Genomic DNA, 18,769 nt, shown 5'->3' on the forward strand with positions numbered 1-18,769 from the left:
TAGCATGAGCGGCGTGAATGAAATACGGTCGACCTTCCTCGACTACTTCAAGACGAACGGACATGAGATCGTTCCGTCGAGCCCGCTTGTGCCGCGCAACGACCCGACATTGATGTTCACCAATGCCGGCATGGTGCAGTTCAAGAACGTCTTCACCGGCCTTGAGAACAGACCCTATTCGACGGCGGCGTCCGCCCAGAAATGCGTGCGTGCCGGCGGCAAGCACAACGATCTGGACAATGTCGGCTATACGGCGCGCCATCACACCTTCTTCGAAATGCTCGGCAATTTCTCCTTCGGCGACTATTTCAAGGAGCAGGCGATCACGCTTGCCTGGAACCTGATCACCAAGGAATTCGACATCGACGCCAAGCGTTTGCTGGTGACGGTCTACCACACCGACGACGATGCCTTTAATCTCTGGAAGAAGATCGCCGGCCTGTCCGACGACCGCATCATCCGCATCCCGACCAGCGACAATTTCTGGGCGATGGGCGATACCGGCCCGTGCGGCCCCTGTTCCGAAATCTTCTATGACCATGGCGATCATATCTGGGGCGGCCCTCCCGGTTCGCCCGACGAGGATGGTGACCGTTTCATCGAGATCTGGAACCTCGTCTTCATGCAGTTCGAGCAGGTGACGAAGGATGAGCGCGTCGATCTGCCGCGTCCATCGATCGACACCGGCATGGGCCTCGAGCGCGTAGCCGCCCTGCTGCAGGGCAAGCACGACAATTACGACATCGACCTGTTCCGGGCGTTGATTGAGGCCTCGGAAGAAGCAACTGGCGTGATGGCAACAGGCGATCACCGCGCCAGCCACCGGGTCATTGCCGACCACCTGCGCTCCTCCGCCTTCCTGATCGCCGATGGTGTGCTGCCGTCGAACGAAGGCCGCGGCTATGTGCTGCGCCGTATCATGCGCCGCGCCATGCGCCACGCCCAGCTCCTCGGCGCCCGCGATCCCTTGATGTACAAGCTGCTGCCGACGCTGGTCCAGGAAATGGGCCGCGCCTATCCCGAACTCGTGCGGGCGGAATCGCTGATCTCCGAGACCCTGAAGCTCGAGGAAAACCGCTTCCACAAGACCCTCGACCGCGGCCTCTCCCTGCTGTCGGACGCAACGGCGACCATGGCAAAGGGCGACATGCTGGACGGCGAGACGGCCTTCAAGCTCTACGACACCTATGGCTTCCCGCTGGATCTGACCCAGGATGCGCTGCGCGAACGCGGCATCGGCGTCGACATCAGCTGCTTTACCGACGCGATGGCGCGGCAGAAGGCCGAGGCGCGCTCCCATTGGGCCGGCTCCGGCGACAAGGCCACCGAGACCGTCTGGTTCGAGCTCAAGGACAAGAACGGCGCCACCGAATTCCTCGGCTACGACACCGAGACGGCCGAAGGCGTGATCCAGGCGATCGTCAGGGATGGCGTTTCGCTCGATCAGGCATCGGAAGGCGACAGCGTGCAGATCGTCGTCAACCAGACGCCATTCTACGCCGAGTCGGGCGGGCAGATGGGCGACACCGGCGTCATCTCCGGCGACGCGGGCAAGCTTACCGTCTCCGACACCCAGAAGAAGGGCGACGGCCTTTTTGCGCATGTTGCGACCGTGGTCAGCGGCTCGATCAAGGTCGGCGATCCCGTCGTGCTGACGGTCGATCACGACCGTCGCGGCCGCCTGCGCGCCAACCATTCGGCGACCCATCTCCTGCACGAAGCGCTGCGCGAAGTGCTCGGCACCCATGTCGCCCAGAAGGGCTCGCTGGTCGCGCCCGAGCGCCTGCGTTTCGACATCTCGCATCCGAAGCCGATGTCGGCCGAGGAGCTGAAGGTGGTCGAGGAAATGGCGAACGAGATCGTGCTGCAGAATGCACCGGTTTCGACGCGCCTGATGAGCGTCGACGATGCGATTGCCGAGGGCGCCATGGCGCTGTTCGGCGAGAAATACGGCGACGAGGTGCGCGTCGTCTCGATGGGGACGGGCGTGCGCGGAGCGAAAGCTGCCAAGCCCTATTCGATCGAACTTTGCGGCGGCACCCATGTCTCGGCCACCGGCCAGATCGGCCTGATCCGCGTGCTCTCGGAAAGTGCCGTCGGCGCTGGCGTCCGCCGCATCGAGGCCGTGACGGGTGTATCGGCGCGCGATTACCTTGCCGAGCAGGATGACCGCGTCAAGGCGCTGGCGACGGCCCTGAAGGTCCAGCCGACCGAGGTCGTTTCGCGCGTCGAAGCGCTTGTCGACGAGCGCCGCAAGCTGGAGCGCGAGCTCGCCGACGCCAAGCGCAAACTCGCCATGGGCGGCGGGCAGGGCGACGGTGGCGAGGCTGTGCGCGATATCGGCGGGGTCAAGTTCCTCGGTCGAATAATCACCGGCATCGATCCGAAGGATCTGAAAAGCATGGCCGATGAGGGCAAGACGAGCCTCGGGTCGGGCGTCGTGGCGCTGATCGGTGTGTCCGAAGATGGCAAGGCCAGCGCGGTGGTCGCCGTGACAGCCGATCTCGTCGGTCGCTTCAGCGCCGTTGATATGGTCCGTGTCGCTTCGGTGGCGCTCGGCGGCAAGGGCGGCGGCGGCAGGCCGGACATGGCCCAAGCCGGTGGTCCCGACGGTGGCAAGGCCGATGAGGCGATCGAGGCCGTTGCGGCGGCGCTCGCAGGCTGATCGAAGCAGATTGGACGCGAGTTCTTCAGCGGCGGGAGCGCAGGCTTCCGCCGTTTTGCGTTCAGAGGCTCTTGCGGTACTGGATGAAGCCCGATCGCGCGGCGACCTGGTCGTAGAGGCGGCGGGCCGTGAGGTTGTGTTCGTCGGTCATCCAGTAAAGCCGGCCGGCCCTGTTGGCGCGCGCGAGATCGGCAACGGCCTCGATCAGGGCAGCACCGTAGCCGCGGCCGCGGCAGCTCTGATCGACAAAGAGGTCCTGCAGGTAGCAGCTCCAGTCCGGCAACGCCGTCGAGCGATGGAAGACGACGTGGACAATGCCGACCAGCCGACTTTCCGGGTCGAAGGCACCCAGCACATGCATTGGCTCCCGCTCGTCGCCAAACCGGTTCCATGTGAGTTCCGTCGTCTCTCTTGGAACGACGATGCCATAGAAATCCTGGTAGCCGGCCCAGAGCCATTCCCAGGCGGAGCGGTCGTCGGGCATCAGCGGGCGAATAAGGGCTGTCATCGGATGAGGTCTCGCACGAGAGGCTGACATGAAAACGGCGGGGAATGCCCCGCCGTTATTTTATCACATTAAGAAGATGGCTTATGCCATTGCTTTCTGAAGATTTTCGTCGACCATATCGAGAAAGGCGGTGGTCGACAGCCAAGGCTGATCCGGGCCGATGAGCAGCGCCAGGTCCTTGGTCATGAAGCCGCTTTCGACGGTGTCGACGCAAACGGTTTCCAGCGTCGAGGCGAACTTGGCGAGTGCCGCGTTGTCGTCGAGCTTGGCGCGGTGCGCAAGACCACGGGTCCAGGCGAAGATCGAGGCGATCGAGTTCGTCGAGGTTTCCTGGCCCTTCTGGTGCTGACGGTAGTGGCGCGTCACGGTGCCGTGGGCGGCTTCCGCTTCGACGGTCTGGCCGTCGGGCGACAGCAGCACCGAGGTCATCAGGCCGAGCGAGCCGAAGCCTTGGGCAACGATGTCGGACTGGACGTCGCCGTCGTAGTTCTTGCAGGCCCAGACATAACCGCCGGACCACTTGAGCGCCGAGGCGACCATGTCGTCGATCAGGCGGTGTTCATAGGTGATCTTCAGGGCGTCGAACTGCGTCTTGAATTCGGTGTCGAAGATTTCCTGGAAGATGTCCTTGAAGCGACCGTCATAGGCCTTCAGGATGGTGTTCTTGGTCGACAGGTAGACCGGCCACTTGCGCATCAGGCCGTAGTTGAGCGAAGCACGGGCGAAGTCGCGGATCGATTCGTCGAGGTTGTACATGGCCAGAGCCACGCCGGCGCCGGGGGCGTCGTAGACTTCCTTTTCGATGACGGCGCCGTCTTCGCCGACGAACTTGATCGACAGCTTGCCCTTGCCGGGGAACTTGAAGTCCGTTGCCTTGTACTGGTCACCGAAGGCGTGGCGGCCGACGACGATCGGCTTGGTCCAGCCGGGGACGAGGCGCGGCACGTTTTCGCAGATGATCGGCTCGCGGAAGATCACGCCGCCGAGGATGTTGCGGATGGTGCCGTTCGGCGACTTCCACATCTGCTTGAGGTTGAATTCCTTGACGCGATCTTCGTCCGGGGTGATGGTCGCGCACTTGATGCCGACGCCGTATTTCTTGATGGCGTGCGCCGCATCGATTGTCACCTGGTCGTTGGTGGCGTCGCGATTTTCGACCGAGAGATCGTAATACTGGATGTCGAGGTCGAGGTAGGGGAGGATCAGTTTGTCCTTGATCAACTGCCAGATGATGCGGGTCATCTCGTCGCCGTCGAGATCGACGACGGGGTTTGCAACCTTGATCTTTTCCATATATCTGCCTCGTTCTGCTGGTGGCCGGGCGGCCCGGTGTGTTGGACTGAAGTCTCGAGCGCTATAGCACCGAGAGACGCCGAGGCAAAGACAAGAAGGTGGCGGAATCGGCGTTTTTGCAGTTCCATTCCGCGCTGTCGGGGACGCGCTGCTCCAGCCGGATACGGGCGCGAGCAGCCGAATGAGGCCAAGTTTTCAGCGGTATTTTTTTGATTGTTGACGGACATTGCCATGAACCGAAACACGCCCACCCTTCTGTTTTTTGCCCTTCTATCCGTCCAGGCGCTGCCCGCCTCCGCGGCCGAGCCGGCGGTCGCTCCGGTCAAGGTGATCATGGACGCGACAGTGGCCAACTGGGCCGGTGGCGACAGCGATTGGCAGGATCTCTTCGACGCCGCCCACCTGCGCAAACTGTTCAGTGCCGAGTTCATCCGCGGCTATCAGACGGCCCAGAACTATCCAGCGACGGAGGATGGCATTTCGCCGTTCGACTACGACGTCATCGTCGGCGGCCAGGATGCCTGTCCGCTCGAAAACCTGACCATTGCCCCGGCGCCGGCCGCGGGTGGCAGGACCGAGGTGCTGGTGCGTTTCCAGAAGGCGCGCTGCATGGGAACAGACGCGGCGTCGCAGGCCTTTACCGAGGTGCGGTTTGAAGTGGTGACGGAAGCAGGCAAACCCGTGGTTGACGACATCCTCACCACCGATGACGCCGGCAAGCCCAACTCGCTGAAGGCCGCCATGCAGGATATCGTCAAGCAGCAGTAGCCATGCCTGTCGCTGATGCCAGCGACCAACGCCGAAGGATTTGGATGCACTTCGCCCATCAGTGTCGCGATTGGTTGGCGGCAAACGACCCCGCCTTTTCGCGGCTGCGCCAGGCCTCGCGCGTGACGCTGACCATTGCGCTGTCCTTCATCATCCTTTTCGCGATCCATGTAGCGATCGTGCCGCTGCCCGAGGTCGCCTATGCCCTCGGCATCCTGTTGTCGATACAGGGTGGCTTCACGGTGCGCGACAAGCGGCCGTCGGAGCAGCTGGTGACCCGGCTGATCGGCTGTCTCGCCAGCGTTCTGGCGGTGAGCCTTGCCGCAGTGCTGGCCGATCAGCGCTACTTCAGCGATTTTGCCTTCCTGGCGATCATCTTTGCGGCGAGCTGGGTGAGGGCGCTCGGCGTGCGCTGGAACGCCGTCGGGATGTTTGCCTTCATGTCCTATTTCATGGGCGCCTATTTCCGGCCGCAGCTGGGAGAGATGCCGCTGGTGGCGCTGGGCTCCGTCGTCTCGGTGCTGGTCGCCCATGGCGTCCGCATCTTCCTGCTGCCGGACAACTGGCGAAAGGACCTGCTGCGGGCGCTGGAGAGCGTCATGGGGCGCGTCAACCAGATGCTGGTCGAGCTCGCGGTCTGCGTCCGCGATGGAGAGCTTTCCGAGCGCGAGCATCGTGCGCTTCTGCAGGCTGAGGAAAGGTTGAAAGAAGTGGTGCTGATGGCCGAGAGCTTCATTCCGAAGCCCTCGGACGATGCCGAATCCAGCGACACGCCGGCAGCCGAAATCGCCATGCGGCTGTTCGAAGTGCATCTGGCGGCCGAAAGCATGATCGTGCTCAGCCAGAACGCCCCGCCGAGCTTCGCGCTGGTGCACGCCGTTATCGCGCACGACGATGCGCTGCTCGCACGGGAAACGGCGGGCTTCGAGACCAAGGCGAACAACCGCAGCGTCGAGACCATCCGCGCGATGATCTGGCTGCGCGATGCGCGCGACGCGCTCGGGGCGACACTGGCGGAGGGGCGCACAACCGGCTTCAGCGATGTCGAGGGCGCAGGGGCCGCCCGAACCAAGATCAAGTGGCCGAAGCTTTCGCTGGATGACCCGGCCATGCGGTCGGCGCTGCAGATCACGCTTGCCACCGGCATTGCCATGGTCTTCGGGCTGCTGTTGTCGCGGGAGCGTTGGTTCTGGGCGGTACTGACCGCCTTTCTGGTGTTCACCAACACCAACTCGCGCGGCGATACCGTGGTCAAGGCCGTGCAGCGCTCGATGGGGACGGTGCTCGGAATCGCGGTCGGAATGGCCCTGGCCGTGCTTGTGGCCGGTCATACGGCTGTCGCCATCAGCCTGTCGGTGGTGGCGATCTTCCTCGGCTTCTATTTCATCCAGGTGTCCTACGGGACCATGACCTTCTTCATCTCGATCGTGCTTTGTCTGGTCTACGGCATGACCGGAGCCCTGACGCTGGAGGTGCTCAAGCTTCGGATCGGCGAGACGATCATCGGGGCGACCATCGGCGCGCTGGTTGCCTTCCTGGTCTTTCCGGCCAAAACGCGGGGCGCCCTCGACGTGGCGTTGGGCAAATGGTTCGACGCGCTGCAGGCCTTGCTCGATGCTGCCGCCGGCAGCGGCCCCGGACTGGAAATGATCCGGCTCTCGCAAAGCCTCGATGCCGCCTACCGCGATGTGACCACGGCGGCAAAGCCTCTGGGGTCCTCCTGGAACCTGGTGCGCAAGCCGGGCCATATCCGCCAGACGCTGGCGATCTTCATGGCCTGCACCTACTGGGCACGCATCTTTGCCCGCAATGTCGCCTTTTCCCGAGACGATCCGGATGGCGAGATCGCCCTCAACGTCGCCGAGAACCTGGAACGACTAAAGGTGGTTGCGGCCAAGGGCTCGGGCTGCTTCTTCGTCGCTCGCAAGGCATCGCGGTCTGCCGGGCGCCACCTGCCGTTGTCGCGGGGCGGGACGCGGCTGGGCATCGAGATGGTCGGAGCGATGCTGGATCGGCTTTATCCCTGAGTCTGGGGCTTGCCGTTGCGGGCCTGCGCAGGTATTTCCGGCGATAAATTCGCCGTTGCGGCGAACCGAGGATAGTCATGTCTGGAACAAACAGCGAGAAGCCGCTTCTGGCCGAAGGGCCGGTTATAATTCTGGTCGAGCCGCAGATGGGCGAGAATATCGGCATGGTGGCGCGCGCCATGGCGAATTTCGGTCTTGCCGAACTGCGTCTGGTCAATCCGCGCGATGGCTGGCCGAACGAGAAGGCGACGGCGGCGGCTTCCAACGCCAGCCATGTCATCGAGGCGACGCGCGTTTTCCCGACCCTCGAAGAAGCCATCGCCGACCTCCACTTCCTCTATGCCACCACGGCCCGCGAGCGCTATGGCTACAAGCCTGTCCGCTCGCCTGTCGTGGCGGCCGAGACGCTGCGTGGACGCTTCGTCGCCGGCGAGCGCTGCGGCATCCTGTTCGGGCGCGAGCGCTGGGGCCTCAGCAACGAGGAGGTGGCGCTGGCCGACGAGATCGTCACCTTCCCGGTCAATCCCGCCTTTGCATCGCTCAACATCGCCCAGGCGGTGCTGCTGATGTCCTATGAATGGATGAAGTCGGGCATGGAGGATCTGAGCGTCACCTCCTTTGCCGCCAATCCGCAGCGGCCGTCGACGAAGTCACAGCTGCAGGGGCTGTTCGACCATGTCGAGGAGGCCTTGAGCGCGCGGAATTATTTCCATCCGATCGAAAAAAAGCCGAAGATGGTCGACAATCTCCGGGCTGTGTTTTCGCGGCAGGGGTTCACCGAGCAGGAGATCAGCGTCATGCGTGGCGTGATCTCGTCGCTGGATCGCTTTCCGCGCAACGTCTCCCGCGCCGAACCGCGCAATGCCGTCAAGGAAAAACCCGTCGATGACAGCGCCGACGACTGAGCCCAAGCCGATCCTGGTCTTCGATTCCGGCATCGGCGGCCTGACCGTGCTGCGCGAGGCGCGGGTGCTGATGCCGGAGCGCGGCTTCGTCTATGTCGCCGACGATGCCGGCTTTCCCTATGGCGGCTGGGAAGAGCAGCCGCTGAAAGACCGCATCATCTCGCTCTTCGCCCGGCTGCTGGCAGAACACGATCCCGAAATCTGCATCATTGCCTGCAACACCGCCTTCACGCTCGTCGGCGCCGATCTGCGCGCCGCCTTTCCCGACATGACCTTCGTCGGCACGGTGCCGGCCATCAAGCCGGCAGCCGAGCGGACCCGCTCCGGACTCGTCTCGGTGCTGGCGACGCCCGGAACCGTCAAGCGTGCCTATACCCGCGACCTGATCCAGTCCTTCGCCGGACAATGCCATGTCCGCCTCGTCGGCTCGGAAAACCTGGCGCGGATGGCGGAAGCCTATATCCGGGGCGAACCGGTCTCCGACGAAGCCGTGCTGCAGGAGATCGGCCAATGTTTCGTCGAAAAGGACGGCCGCAAGACCGACATCGTCGTGCTCGCCTGCACCCACTATCCGTTCATGGCTAACCTCTTCCGCCGGCTGGCACCCTGGCCAGTCGACTGGCTCGACCCCGCCGAGGCGATCGCCCGCCGCGCCCGCAGCCTCGTGCCTGTCCTCGCCGATGCCGTCCACCCGGAGGCGGACGATTTCGCGGTGTTCACCTCGGGCAACCCCGATTTTGCGACACGGCGGCTGATGCAGGGGTTTGGGCTGAGGGCGTAGTTTGCGAGGTTATCGCGTAACGATATTCAAATTCGACTATGACTGGAGGTGGCTGAGATGATGAAATCTCCTCCTCATCCCGGAGAATTGCTGCGACAGGATGTGGTTGTGCCGCTGGGGCTTCTGATCACGGAGGCTGCCGAGCGTTTGAAAATTTCACGCGTATCGTTGTCGCGCGTTCTGAACGGTAGGGCAGCCATAAGTCCGGATCTGGCGATCAGATTGGAAATGGCAGGCGTCAGTACGGCCCGGTTCTGGCTGGGTCTGCAGTCGAACTACGACCTCGCTCAAGCCCTGAAGCGTGATCATCCGGATGTCAGGCCCTTGAATGATAAAGCTGCGTAGGGCGCGCTCCGCATCCATCCATAAAATCCCTTGTGGGTTTCCTAAACGCGGCGGCGAACGTCCGGGAATTCTCTGATAGACGGAGGCGCGCCGTTGCGGGACAATGGCAGCTTCACATTTCCTGAGTCTAGACTGAACGAGGTAGTGCATTGCAGGTCGGCATCGACATGGGGACGGCGTCCGGCGGGACCAGCGCCCAGCTCGATATCGAGGAGCTGTTGGCGACGCGTCTGCTGGTGCAGGGCAATTCCGGCTCCGGCAAGTCGCATCTGCTGCGCCGCCTGCTGGAGCAGTCCGCACAGTGGGTGCAGCAGTGTATCATCGATCCCGAGGGTGATTTCGTCACGCTGGCCGACAAGTTCGGCCATGTGATTGTCGATGGCGAACGCAGCGAGGCGGAGCTGACAGGTATCGCCACCCGTATCCGGCAGCATCGCGTCTCCTGCGTGCTGACGCTAGAGGGGCTCGATGTCGAGCAGCAGATGCGGGCCGCCGCCGCCTTCCTCAACGGCATGTTCGATGCCGACCGCGAATATTGGTATCCAGTGCTCGTTGTCGTCGACGAGGCGCAGATGTTTGCGCCTGCTGTCGCCGGCGAAGTCTCGGACGATGCGCGAAAAATGTCGCTCGGCGCGATGACCAACCTGATGTGCCGTGGGCGCAAGCGAGGGCTTGCCGGCGTGATCGCCACGCAGCGGCTGGCGAAGCTTGCCAAGAACGTCGCGGCGGAAGCCTCGAACTTCCTGATGGGCCGCACCTTTCTCGATATCGACATGGCGCGTGCCGCCGACCTTCTCGGCATGGACCGGCGCCAGGCGGAAATGTTCCGCGACCTGCAGCGCGGCCATTTCGTGGCCCTCGGTCCGGCGCTGTCGCGGCGTCCGCTGCCGATCACCATCGGCACGGTGGAAACCTCCGCCCGCTCGTCGAGCCCGAAGCTGATGCCGCTGCCGGATGCGCCGATGGATGTCGAGGATCTGATCTTCACGCCCGATCCGCAGGAATTCCAGCGCGCTAGCGTCCGCCGCGTGGCGCCGACGCCGCGTCCGACCACGGATATCCTGGCGGAACTGTCGCGTTTCGTCCCCCCGACGATGTCGCCGATCGAGGATGCCCGGCCAAAGCAGGCCGAGGTCAGCCCCGAGGAGCGGCAGGAGCGGCTGGCCGCCGTGCTGGCAGAAATCCTCGACGATCCTGCCTCCGGTTTCCGGACCGATTCTGTGCTCTATCAGGAATTCCTCGTGCGGGTGCGGATGCGCCGCATTCCCGGACCGCCGCTGTCGATGCCGGATTTCCGCCACCGCGTTGCGATCTCGCGCTCCGGGGTCGATCCCGTGACGGCCGAGACCGAAAACTGGGCGACGGCGATGACCTTGTCGAAGGGCGTGACCGACGACCTCCAGGGCGTGTTCCTGATGCTCGCGAAGGCCGCCATCTGCGGCGAGCCTTGCCCGTCCGATGCCAGGATCGCGCGTGCCTATGGCACCCATTCGGCCCGGCGCGCCCGGCGTCTGCTCAGCTATTTCGAGGAGCAGGGCAGCGTCGTCGTCCACACCGATTTCTCCGGCAGGCGGGTCGTCGCCTTTCCCGATATCGATTGCCAGACGGCGCCGGGCGATGCCAATGCGGCCGACGAGGTCGTGGAATCCCAGACGGCCGCCGAGTGATTCCGGCGGTCCTTTGAGGTCGGAGGCCGGACTTGCCACGCTTTTGAAGGGAGAGGCCGCTTGCAGCGTCATCCCTTGTTGACAATTCCATGACTTCTGCCTAAAGACCGCCCAACGCCGGGCAGAAATGCCCGGTGTTTTAATTGACATGTCCCGTGGCTCCTCCGTTCGCGAATGTGAGGAACCTGTCGGAACCCTTAAAACCGGGTTCAGAGGAGGGCGTGTTTCCTTGATTTGGTTTGGAAACAAACCGGTCGAACATCTTGATAAGGAAATACGATGAGCAAGCGCGCATCATCCAAGTATAAAATCGATCGCCGTATGGGCGAGAACATCTGGGGCCGCCCGAAGTCGCCGGTCAACCGTCGCGAATACGGTCCTGGCCAGCACGGTCAGCGCCGCAAGGGCAAGCTTTCGGATTTCGGTGTGCAGCTGCGTGCCAAGCAGAAGCTCAAGGGCTACTATGGCGACCTGCGCGAAAAGCAGTTCCGCGCCATCTTCGCTGAAGCCGACCGTCGCAAGGGCGATACCTCGGAAAACCTGATCGGCCTGCTGGAATCGCGTCTCGACGCGATCGTCTATCGCGCCAAGTTCGTTCCGACCGTTTTTGCTGCCCGTCAGTTCGTCAACCACGGTCACGTCACGGTCAACGGCATCCGCGTCAACATCGGTTCCTACCGTTGTAAGGCCGGCGATGTCATCGAAGTGCGTCAGAAGTCGAAGCAGCTGGTAACGGTTCTCGAAGCCGTCAGCCTCGCCGAGCGCGATGTTCCTGACTACATCGAAGTCGACCACAACAAGATGGTTGCGACCTTCGCACGCGTTCCGACCCTGACCGACGTTCCTTACGCCGTTGTCATGGAACCGCAGCTGGTCGTCGAATTCTACTCGCGTTAATCGACGCGGACTCATGCTATTGGAAAGCCGCTCCTCTGGGGCGGCTTTTTTCTATTCGGAGGCAACGATGACCGACGTGCAGACGATCCTCGACAGCATTCATGCAGACCTCTTGCCAAGGCTTGGCGAGGGCAAGGTTGCCGATTACATTCCAGAGCTTGCCAAGGTCGATGCCGCGCAGCTCGGCATGGCCATCACCACGGTCGATGGCCGCGTCTACCGCGCCGGGGATGCCGATGTCGCGTTTTCGATCCAGAGCATCTCCAAGGTCTTCATGCTGACGCTGGCGCTCGGCAAGATCGGCGAACAACTGTGGAAGCGGGTGGGCCGCGAGCCATCGGGCTCGGCCTTCAATTCGATCGTCCAGCTCGAGCAGGAATCCGGCATCCCGCGCAACCCTTTCATTAATGCCGGCGCCATCGCCGTGACCGACGTGGTGCTGTCCGGCCACGAGCCGAAAGAGGCAATCGGCGAATTCCTGCGCTTCATGCGCTATCTCGCGGATGACGAATCAATCCTTATCGATGATAGGGTCGCGCGCTCGGAGGTGCAGACCGGGTTTCGCAATTTCGCACTCGCCAATTTCATGCGGGCCTACCGCAATATCGAAAGCCCGGTCGAAAATGTGCTGGGCGTCTATTTTCACCAGTGCGCGCTCGCCATGAGCTGCAGCCAGTTGTCGAAGGCGGGGCTCTATCTCGCCGCACGCGGCAGCAACCCGGTCACCGGCCATTCCGTCGTCTCCCCGAAGCGGGCGCGGCGCATCAATGCGCTGATGCTGATGTGCGGCCATTACGATGGCTCCGGCGACTTTGCCTATCATGTCGGTCTGCCCGGCAAGAGCGGCGTCGGCGGCGGCATCCTGGCCATTGCGCCGGGGGTTGCCTCCATCGCCGTCTGGTCGCCGGGGCTGAACAAGGTCGGCAACTCGCTGCTGGGGGCGGTGGCGCTCGAAATGCTTGCCGCCCGCACCGGTTGGTCGGTGTTTGGCGATTGAGAGGCGTGCCATTTGAGGGCGGGTCTGCTATGGGGCTGACAACGATTTGCATGCGGGCATGGATGGGACATTGAGATGAACATAGCGATGCCTGTGGTCGATGAACTCGATGGCGAGATCGAGGATGCGGTTGGCGCTCACCCGCTGTTTGCCGACGCGCCACGCTCGGTGTCGTTCAACAAACTCCGCAAGCGTCTGTTGCGCCAGGTGCGCCAGGCCTTTGACGACTTCGATATGCTTAAGGGCCAGAAGCGCTGGCTGGTCGGCCTGTCCGGCGGCAAGGATTCCTATGGCCTGCTGTCGATCCTCATGGATCTGAAATGGCGTGGCCTGCTGCCGGTGGAGCTGATCGCCTGCAATCTCGACCAGGGACAGCCGAATTTTCCGAAGCACGTGCTGCCGGAGTATCTGGCGAAGATCGGCGTGGCGCACCGGATCGAGTACCGCGACACCTATTCGATCGTGAAGGAAAAGGTGCCGGCCGGCGGTACCTACTGTTCGCTGTGTTCCAGGCTGCGCCGCGGCAACCTCTATCGCATCGCCCGCGAGGAGGGCTGCGAGGCGCTCGTGCTCGGCCATCACCGCGAGGACATCCTCGAGACCTTCTTCATGAACTTCTTCCACGGCGGGCGGCTTGCCTCGATGCCGGCGAAGCTTCTCAACGACGAGGGCGACCTGATGGTGCTGCGGCCGCTTGCCTATGCGGCCGAGGACGATCTGGCGAAGTTCGCCGCTGCGATGCAGTTCCCCATCATTCCCTGCGATCTCTGCGGCTCGCAGGACGGGCTGCAGCGCAATGCGATGAAGGACATGCTCACCGATATCGAGCGACGCATGCCGGGCCGCAAGGACACCATGTTGCGGGCGCTCGCGCATGTGAACCCGTCGCATCTCCTCGACCCCGCGCTGTTCGATTTTTCCAGCCTTGCTGTCACAAAATCGTCGTGACATAGCGGTTATGCCGCAGCGCAGCAGAGTGTGAGGAAACCGGTATCCATGGCTATCAACGACAACGACATCGCCTTTCTGATCGAACAGGTCCGGCAGGCCGGCGAGGCGGAGATCATGCCGCGTTTCCGCAATCTGGTGGACGGCGATATCGCCGAGAAGACATCTGCCATCGATCTCGTCACCCCGGCCGATCTGCTCGCCGAGGAGCGCATCACGAAAGCCCTGCGGCAGCGGTTTCCGCAGGCGCTTGTTGTCGGCGAAGAGGCCTATGATACCGATCGCTCGGTGGTGCCGGCATTGAACCATGCGGAGCTTGCCTTCGTCATCGATCCCGTCGACGGCACCTTCAATTTCGCCGCTGGCCTGCCGATGTTCGGCACGATCCTGGCCGTCGTCGCCAATGGCGAGACCGTGGCGGGCATTATCCATGATCCCATACTTGGCGACACCATCACCGCCGTTGCAGGTGGCGGCGCCCACCTGAAGCGGCGAAACGGCAGCTCGAAACGCCTGAAGGTCGCCGCGCCGAAACCCATTTCCGCCATGACTGGCATCGTTGCCTGGGCTCATATGGGCGAGCCGGAGCGCTCGCGCATCGCCGGCAACATGGCCAAGCTCCGTATGAGTTTCTATTACAATTGCTCGGCCTATGAGTATTGGATGCTGGCCTGCGGCAAGATCGATTTCGTCTCCCACCAGAAGCTCAATCCCTGGGATCACCTGGCCGGGCTGCTGATCCACCGGGAAGCCGGTGGCTACAGCGCACACTATGACGGCTCAGCCCACCGGCCCGGAGAAATGACCGGCGGCATCATCGCCGCTGCCGATCGGGAGAGCTGGGAGACAGTCCGCCGAGAGATCATCGGTCTCTGATATCCAATCAAGGAACAATGCCATGACCGCCGCCGTCGACATCACACTCCTTGCTAACCTGCTGCGGGACGCGGCGCAGGCCGAAATCCTGCCGCGCTTCCGCCGCCTCGGGGCCGGCGATATCCGCATCAAGTCTGAAGCCACCGATCTGGTGACCGAGGCCGACGAGCAGGCCGAACGGATGATCAAGCGCGAGGTCGAGAGGCTTTGGCCTGACGCCGTGTTCATCGGCGAGGAATCGGTCGCGGCCGATCCCGATCTCCTCGGCAAACTCGAGGGCGCCGATCTCGCCATCATCGTCGATCCGGTCGATGGCACCTTCAACTTTGCAGCCGGCGTGCCCGCCTTCGGCGTCATGGCCTCGGTGGTGGTGCGGGGCGAAACTGTCGCCGGCATCATCTTCGATCCTATGGGCGACGATTGGGTGATGGCGGAAAAGGGATCAGGCGCCTGGCTGCGGCGGCCGAGCGGCGAGGCGGAGCGGCTGAAGGTGGCAGCGCCGGTGGCGTTGGAGCATATGACAGGCTTTGCCTCGACAGGATTCATCGACAAGAGCAAGCGCGCCGAAGTCATGGGCAATCTCGCCAAGGTGCGATTTGCCAGCAACTATCGCTGCGCCGCCCACGAGTACCGCACCTTCGCCGGCGGCCATGTGCATTACGCCATGTACAACAAGATCCTGCCCTGGGACCATCTGGCCGGCGTGCTGATCAGCGAGGAGGCCGGCGCCTATGCGGCGCGCTTCGACGGATCGCGCTACCTGCCGCACCATTTCGACGGCGGCCTGTTGCTGACGCCGGACAAGGCATCCTGGGACATGCTCAGGCAGGAAGTCTTCACGCTCTGACCCGGCCGCGCTCAGCCGTGCATAGCGGCGGGATCAAGTTGCGGGTCGTCGCCCGGATGGGTAAACAGTATGCCTTTTTCAGCCCATAGGACGGCTGCAATCGTCAGCACCCCGAAGATCGCAAATCCGGCAAAGAGCGGCCGCGTCGTGCCGTCGAACATCTGTCCGACGGCGCCGCCGACCAGGGCGCCGCCCGTCGTGGAGACGAAGCCGGTAATCGCGGTGGCGGTCCCGGCGAGATGCCCCATCGGCTCCAGGGAGATCGCCGTGAAATTGGTGGCGATGACGGCGAACATGATCAGCAGCGTGGAAATCAGCAGGTAAGTCACCACGAAGCTCGGCGGACGTGCCAGCGACACGGCCAGGCCGCCGAGCGCGATGATGGTGAACAGGATCATGGCCGCATGGGAGATGCGCCGCATCCCGAAGCGTCGCACGAAGAAGCCGTTGGCGAAATTGGCGACGGCGATGCCGCCGGCGCTTGCCGCAAAGGCCAGAGGCAGCCATTCGCCGAGGCCGAACACTTCACCGAAGACCTGCTGGACGGACATGACATAGGCGCAGATGACGCCGGTAAACAGCGTCATACCCAGCATGTAGCCGCAGGTGACGCGGTTTGTCAGCACCGTGCGGAAACCTGACAGCACCGAACGGGTCGACAGCGGCAGCCGCTCGGAGAGCGGAAGGGATTCTCTCATGCGCATAAATGCCCAGAGAAAAAGAATTGCGCCGGCGCTGCCGAGAAGAATGAAGATCCAGGGCCAGCTTGCAAAGGTGATGATCAGCTGGCCGAGGGCTGGCGCAACGATCGGCACGATCATGAAGACGATCATCACGAAGGACATGACACGCGCCATCTCGCGGCCGCCAAAGCAGTCGCGGACCATGGCCATGGTGGTGATACGGACGGCGGCAGCGCCGACGCCTTGCGCGAAGCGCAGGGCCAGCAGAACGGTGAAGCTGCCGGTCCAGGCGGCGGCAAACATGGTGATGACATAGAACACCAGGCCCCCGAGCAGGATATTGCGGCGACCATAGGTATCGGACAGGCTGCCGAAGACGAGTTGTGCCAGACCGAAGCCCAGGAAGAAGACGCCGATCACCAGCTGCGTGTCGTTGGCAGTGGGCACACCGAGTGCCTCTCCGATGTTCGGCAACGCCGGCAGCATGCTGTCGATCGCAAGCGAAACGCTGGCGGTCATCAGGGCGACGGTGACGATGAATTCCACCAGGCCGAGACCGATGCGCTCCGATCCCGTCGGCGCCACGTTTGTCGTTGTTTCTGCCTGGGTCATGGGTCAGCCTATCAATGGGCGAGGGTGGGATCGGTGACAACAGGCGCATTGTGCGGCTGAAACAGCTTGCCGCGCTCGGCATAAAGCACAAAGCCAAGGGCGATCAGCGACACCGTGAAATAGCCGACCACCATCGGCGTCGCGGTGCCGTCGAAGGCCTGGCCGATGGCAGCGCCAATCGAAGCACCTCCGACGGTGCTCATGAAGCCGAGGACGGAGGATGCGGTTCCGGCGACATGGCCGAGCGGCTCCATCGCCAGCGAGTTGAAGTTCGAGCCGATCAATCCGAACTGGAACATGACGAGCGCGAAGAACACGATGAACAGCGGGAAGGGCATCGGCTCCGAATAGGAGAGCTGCACGATCAGCCAAACGAAGGTGATCACCGAGAAGCCGACCAGCGACGCATGCGAGAGGCGCCGCATGCCGAAGCGACCGACCAGCTGCGAATTGGCGAAGGAGGCCGAGGCCATGAACAGCGCCACCCCGGCAAAGGCCAGTGGCGCGTAGACGCCAAGCTTGTAGATGCCGACATAGATCTGCTGCGCCGAATTGATGAAGCCGAACAAGGCACCGAAGATGAAGGTGCTGGCCAGCGTGTAGCAGAGCGCGATGCGGTTGGTGAGCACGATGGCAAAGCCGCGGGAGACGACCTTGACCGTAAAGGGGCGGACGTCCTCCGCCCGCAGCGTGTTCGGCAGGCGCAAGTAGACCCAGACGAGGACGCAGGAGGCGATCGCCGCGATAAACAGGAAGATGGCGTGCCAGCTGGCGAACAGCATGATGATCTGGCCGCTGCCGGGCGCGATGACGGGCACGACCATGAACACCATCATGATCAGCGACATCACCTCCGCCATCCGGCGCCCGCCGTAGATGTCGCGGACGATGGAGATGGTGATGACGCGGGTGGCTGCCGCTCCGATCCCCTGCACGAAGCGCAGCGTCAGGAGACCTGCAAACGATGGAATGAACGCAATGCCCAGAGCCGAGAATATGTAGATCAGCACGCCGACCATCAAAGGCACGCGCCGGCCGAAGCGGTCCGCGAGCGGCCCATAGATCAGCTGCGCGCCGCCAAAGCCCATCAGGTAAGCGGAGACGATATATTGCCGGTGGTTTTCGTTCTCGACACCGAGGCTGGCGCCGATTTGCTGCAGCGCCGGCAGCATGATGTCGATCGCCAGCGCATTGAGGGCCATCAACAGGGCGGCGAGTGCGATGAACTCGCGTTTGCCCATGGGGATACCACCGACGGACACGGCTTCAGGATCATTCGCCACGGATTCATTCCCATAAACAGATCAAGGCGCCGCCTGACGGCAGCGCCTATTGGAAGGCGGGACTATGGAGATCGGACAAGCGCCCGATGACCGATCAGGCAACGCGTACGGGGACGCCCTGTTCCTGGAAATGCTGCTGCAATTCGCCAGCCTGGAACATTTCGGTGATGATATCGCAACCGCCGATGAACTCACCCTTGACGTAAAGCTGGGGAATGGTCGGCCAGTTGGAATATTCCTTGATGCCCTGGCGAATTTCAGGGTCGGCCAATACATTGACGCCCTTGTAGTCGACGCCGATGTAATCGAGGATCTGGACGACTTTACCGGAGAAACCACACTGCGGGAATTGCGGTGTGCCCTTCATGAAGAGAACGACGTCGCTGCTCTTCACTTCGTTGTCGATCAGGTCGTTGATGCCGGTCATGAGATCATCCTTTCACATGCGGGTTGAAGGCCCACATCTTCAATTGTTCGTATTACATAGCATGTGGTCGCTCAAATTCCAGCCGCAATAGCGGGGCAAGAGCTTTTTTCGCATGCCAGTGAAGCGCAGAAACCAGCACTTTTCATCTTTCCATTCCGTCGCTGAGGAAATCTAAAAGACTTCTCCCTATGAATATCTCCCAGCTTCGTCTAGCAAGTCTCGTTGCCGTGTCTGGTTAGC

General features: G+C 62.7%; 17 protein-coding genes. 12 read left to right on the forward strand and 5 right to left on the reverse strand.

Going from position 1 to position 18,769, the window contains the following annotated elements:
* Positions 1–4 precede the first annotated feature (4 nt).
* Positions 5–2,665, forward strand: coding sequence for an alanine--tRNA ligase (gene alaS, locus VH564_RS15380; RefSeq protein ID WP_423340720.1), 2,661 nt, complete (start codon positions 5–7; stop codon positions 2,663–2,665).
* 61 nt (positions 2,666–2,726) lie between these two features.
* Here the strand turns inward: alaS and VH564_RS15385 are convergent, their stop codons facing one another.
* Positions 2,727–3,173 (reverse strand): GNAT family N-acetyltransferase, encoded by a 447-nt coding sequence (locus tag VH564_RS15385; RefSeq protein ID WP_423340721.1) that lies wholly within the window; start codon positions 3,171–3,173, stop codon positions 2,727–2,729.
* Positions 3,174–3,254: 81 nt separating this feature from the next.
* Positions 3,255–4,466, reverse strand: coding sequence for an NADP-dependent isocitrate dehydrogenase (locus tag VH564_RS15390; protein ID WP_423340722.1), 1,212 nt, complete (start codon positions 4,464–4,466; stop codon positions 3,255–3,257).
* Between the two features lie 231 nt (positions 4,467–4,697).
* On the opposite strand from VH564_RS15390, the gene VH564_RS15395 reads away from it, so the two are divergent.
* From VH564_RS15395 to VH564_RS15445, 11 genes are all read left to right on the forward strand, one after another.
* The gene (locus VH564_RS15395; protein WP_423340723.1) at positions 4,698–5,234 is read left to right on the forward strand and encodes a hypothetical protein; all 537 of its coding nucleotides are present in this window, start codon (positions 4,698–4,700) and stop codon (positions 5,232–5,234) included.
* A gap of 44 nt (positions 5,235–5,278) precedes the next feature.
* Positions 5,279–7,261: an FUSC family protein gene (locus VH564_RS15400; protein ID WP_423340724.1), complete on the forward strand. Its 1,983-nt coding sequence runs from the start codon at positions 5,279–5,281 to the stop codon at positions 7,259–7,261.
* 77 nt (positions 7,262–7,338) lie between these two features.
* Complete coding sequence (locus VH564_RS15405) at positions 7,339–8,166, forward strand: RNA methyltransferase (protein ID WP_423340725.1); 828 nt, start codon at positions 7,339–7,341, stop codon at positions 8,164–8,166.
* The gene (gene murI / locus VH564_RS15410) at positions 8,147–8,947 is read left to right on the forward strand and encodes a glutamate racemase (protein ID WP_423340726.1); all 801 of its coding nucleotides are present in this window, start codon (positions 8,147–8,149) and stop codon (positions 8,945–8,947) included. Before VH564_RS15405 ends, murI begins: the two co-directional genes overlap by 20 nt.
* A 57-nt stretch (positions 8,948–9,004) precedes the next feature.
* On the forward strand, positions 9,005–9,292 hold the full coding sequence (locus tag VH564_RS15415; RefSeq protein ID WP_423340727.1) for a HigA family addiction module antitoxin: 288 nt from the start codon (positions 9,005–9,007) through the stop codon (positions 9,290–9,292).
* A gap of 149 nt (positions 9,293–9,441) precedes the next feature.
* Complete coding sequence (locus tag VH564_RS15420) at positions 9,442–10,959, forward strand: helicase HerA domain-containing protein (RefSeq protein ID WP_423340728.1); 1,518 nt, start codon at positions 9,442–9,444, stop codon at positions 10,957–10,959.
* A 279-nt stretch (positions 10,960–11,238) separates the two neighbouring features.
* Positions 11,239–11,856, forward strand: coding sequence for a 30S ribosomal protein S4 (rpsD, locus tag VH564_RS15425; protein WP_423340729.1), 618 nt, complete (start codon positions 11,239–11,241; stop codon positions 11,854–11,856).
* Positions 11,857–11,923: 67 nt separating this feature from the next.
* Positions 11,924–12,853 carry a glutaminase gene (locus tag VH564_RS15430; RefSeq protein ID WP_423340730.1) on the forward strand — a complete coding sequence of 310 codons (930 nt, stop codon included), beginning with the start codon at positions 11,924–11,926 and terminating at the stop codon, positions 12,851–12,853.
* Positions 12,854–12,928: 75 nt separating this feature from the next.
* Positions 12,929–13,801: a tRNA 2-thiocytidine(32) synthetase TtcA gene (ttcA, locus tag VH564_RS15435; RefSeq protein WP_423340731.1), complete on the forward strand. Its 873-nt coding sequence runs from the start codon at positions 12,929–12,931 to the stop codon at positions 13,799–13,801.
* A 48-nt stretch (positions 13,802–13,849) separates the two neighbouring features.
* A complete protein-coding gene (locus VH564_RS15440) occupies positions 13,850–14,677 on the forward strand; it encodes an inositol monophosphatase family protein (RefSeq protein WP_423340732.1) in 828 nt (275 codons plus the stop codon).
* Positions 14,678–14,699: 22 nt separating this feature from the next.
* On the forward strand, positions 14,700–15,524 hold the full coding sequence (locus VH564_RS15445; RefSeq protein WP_423340733.1) for an inositol monophosphatase family protein: 825 nt from the start codon (positions 14,700–14,702) through the stop codon (positions 15,522–15,524).
* 11 nt (positions 15,525–15,535) lie between these two features.
* On the opposite strand, the gene VH564_RS15450 is transcribed toward VH564_RS15445, so the two are convergent.
* From VH564_RS15450 to grxD, 3 genes are all read right to left on the reverse strand, one after another.
* The gene (locus VH564_RS15450) at positions 15,536–16,819 is read right to left on the reverse strand and encodes a multidrug effflux MFS transporter (protein WP_423340734.1); all 1,284 of its coding nucleotides are present in this window, start codon (positions 16,817–16,819) and stop codon (positions 15,536–15,538) included.
* 11 nt (positions 16,820–16,830) lie between these two features.
* Positions 16,831–18,060, reverse strand: a complete 1,230-nt coding sequence (locus VH564_RS15455) for a multidrug effflux MFS transporter (protein WP_423340834.1) — start codon at positions 18,058–18,060, stop codon at positions 16,831–16,833.
* Positions 18,061–18,196: 136 nt separating this feature from the next.
* Positions 18,197–18,529, reverse strand: coding sequence for a Grx4 family monothiol glutaredoxin (gene grxD, locus VH564_RS15460; RefSeq protein ID WP_423340735.1), 333 nt, complete (start codon positions 18,527–18,529; stop codon positions 18,197–18,199).
* Between the last annotated feature and the right edge of the window lie 240 nt (positions 18,530–18,769).

Source organism: Rhizobium sp. HT1-10, assembly GCF_049472505.1.
Lineage (GTDB): Bacteria > Pseudomonadota > Alphaproteobacteria > Rhizobiales > Rhizobiaceae > Rhizobium.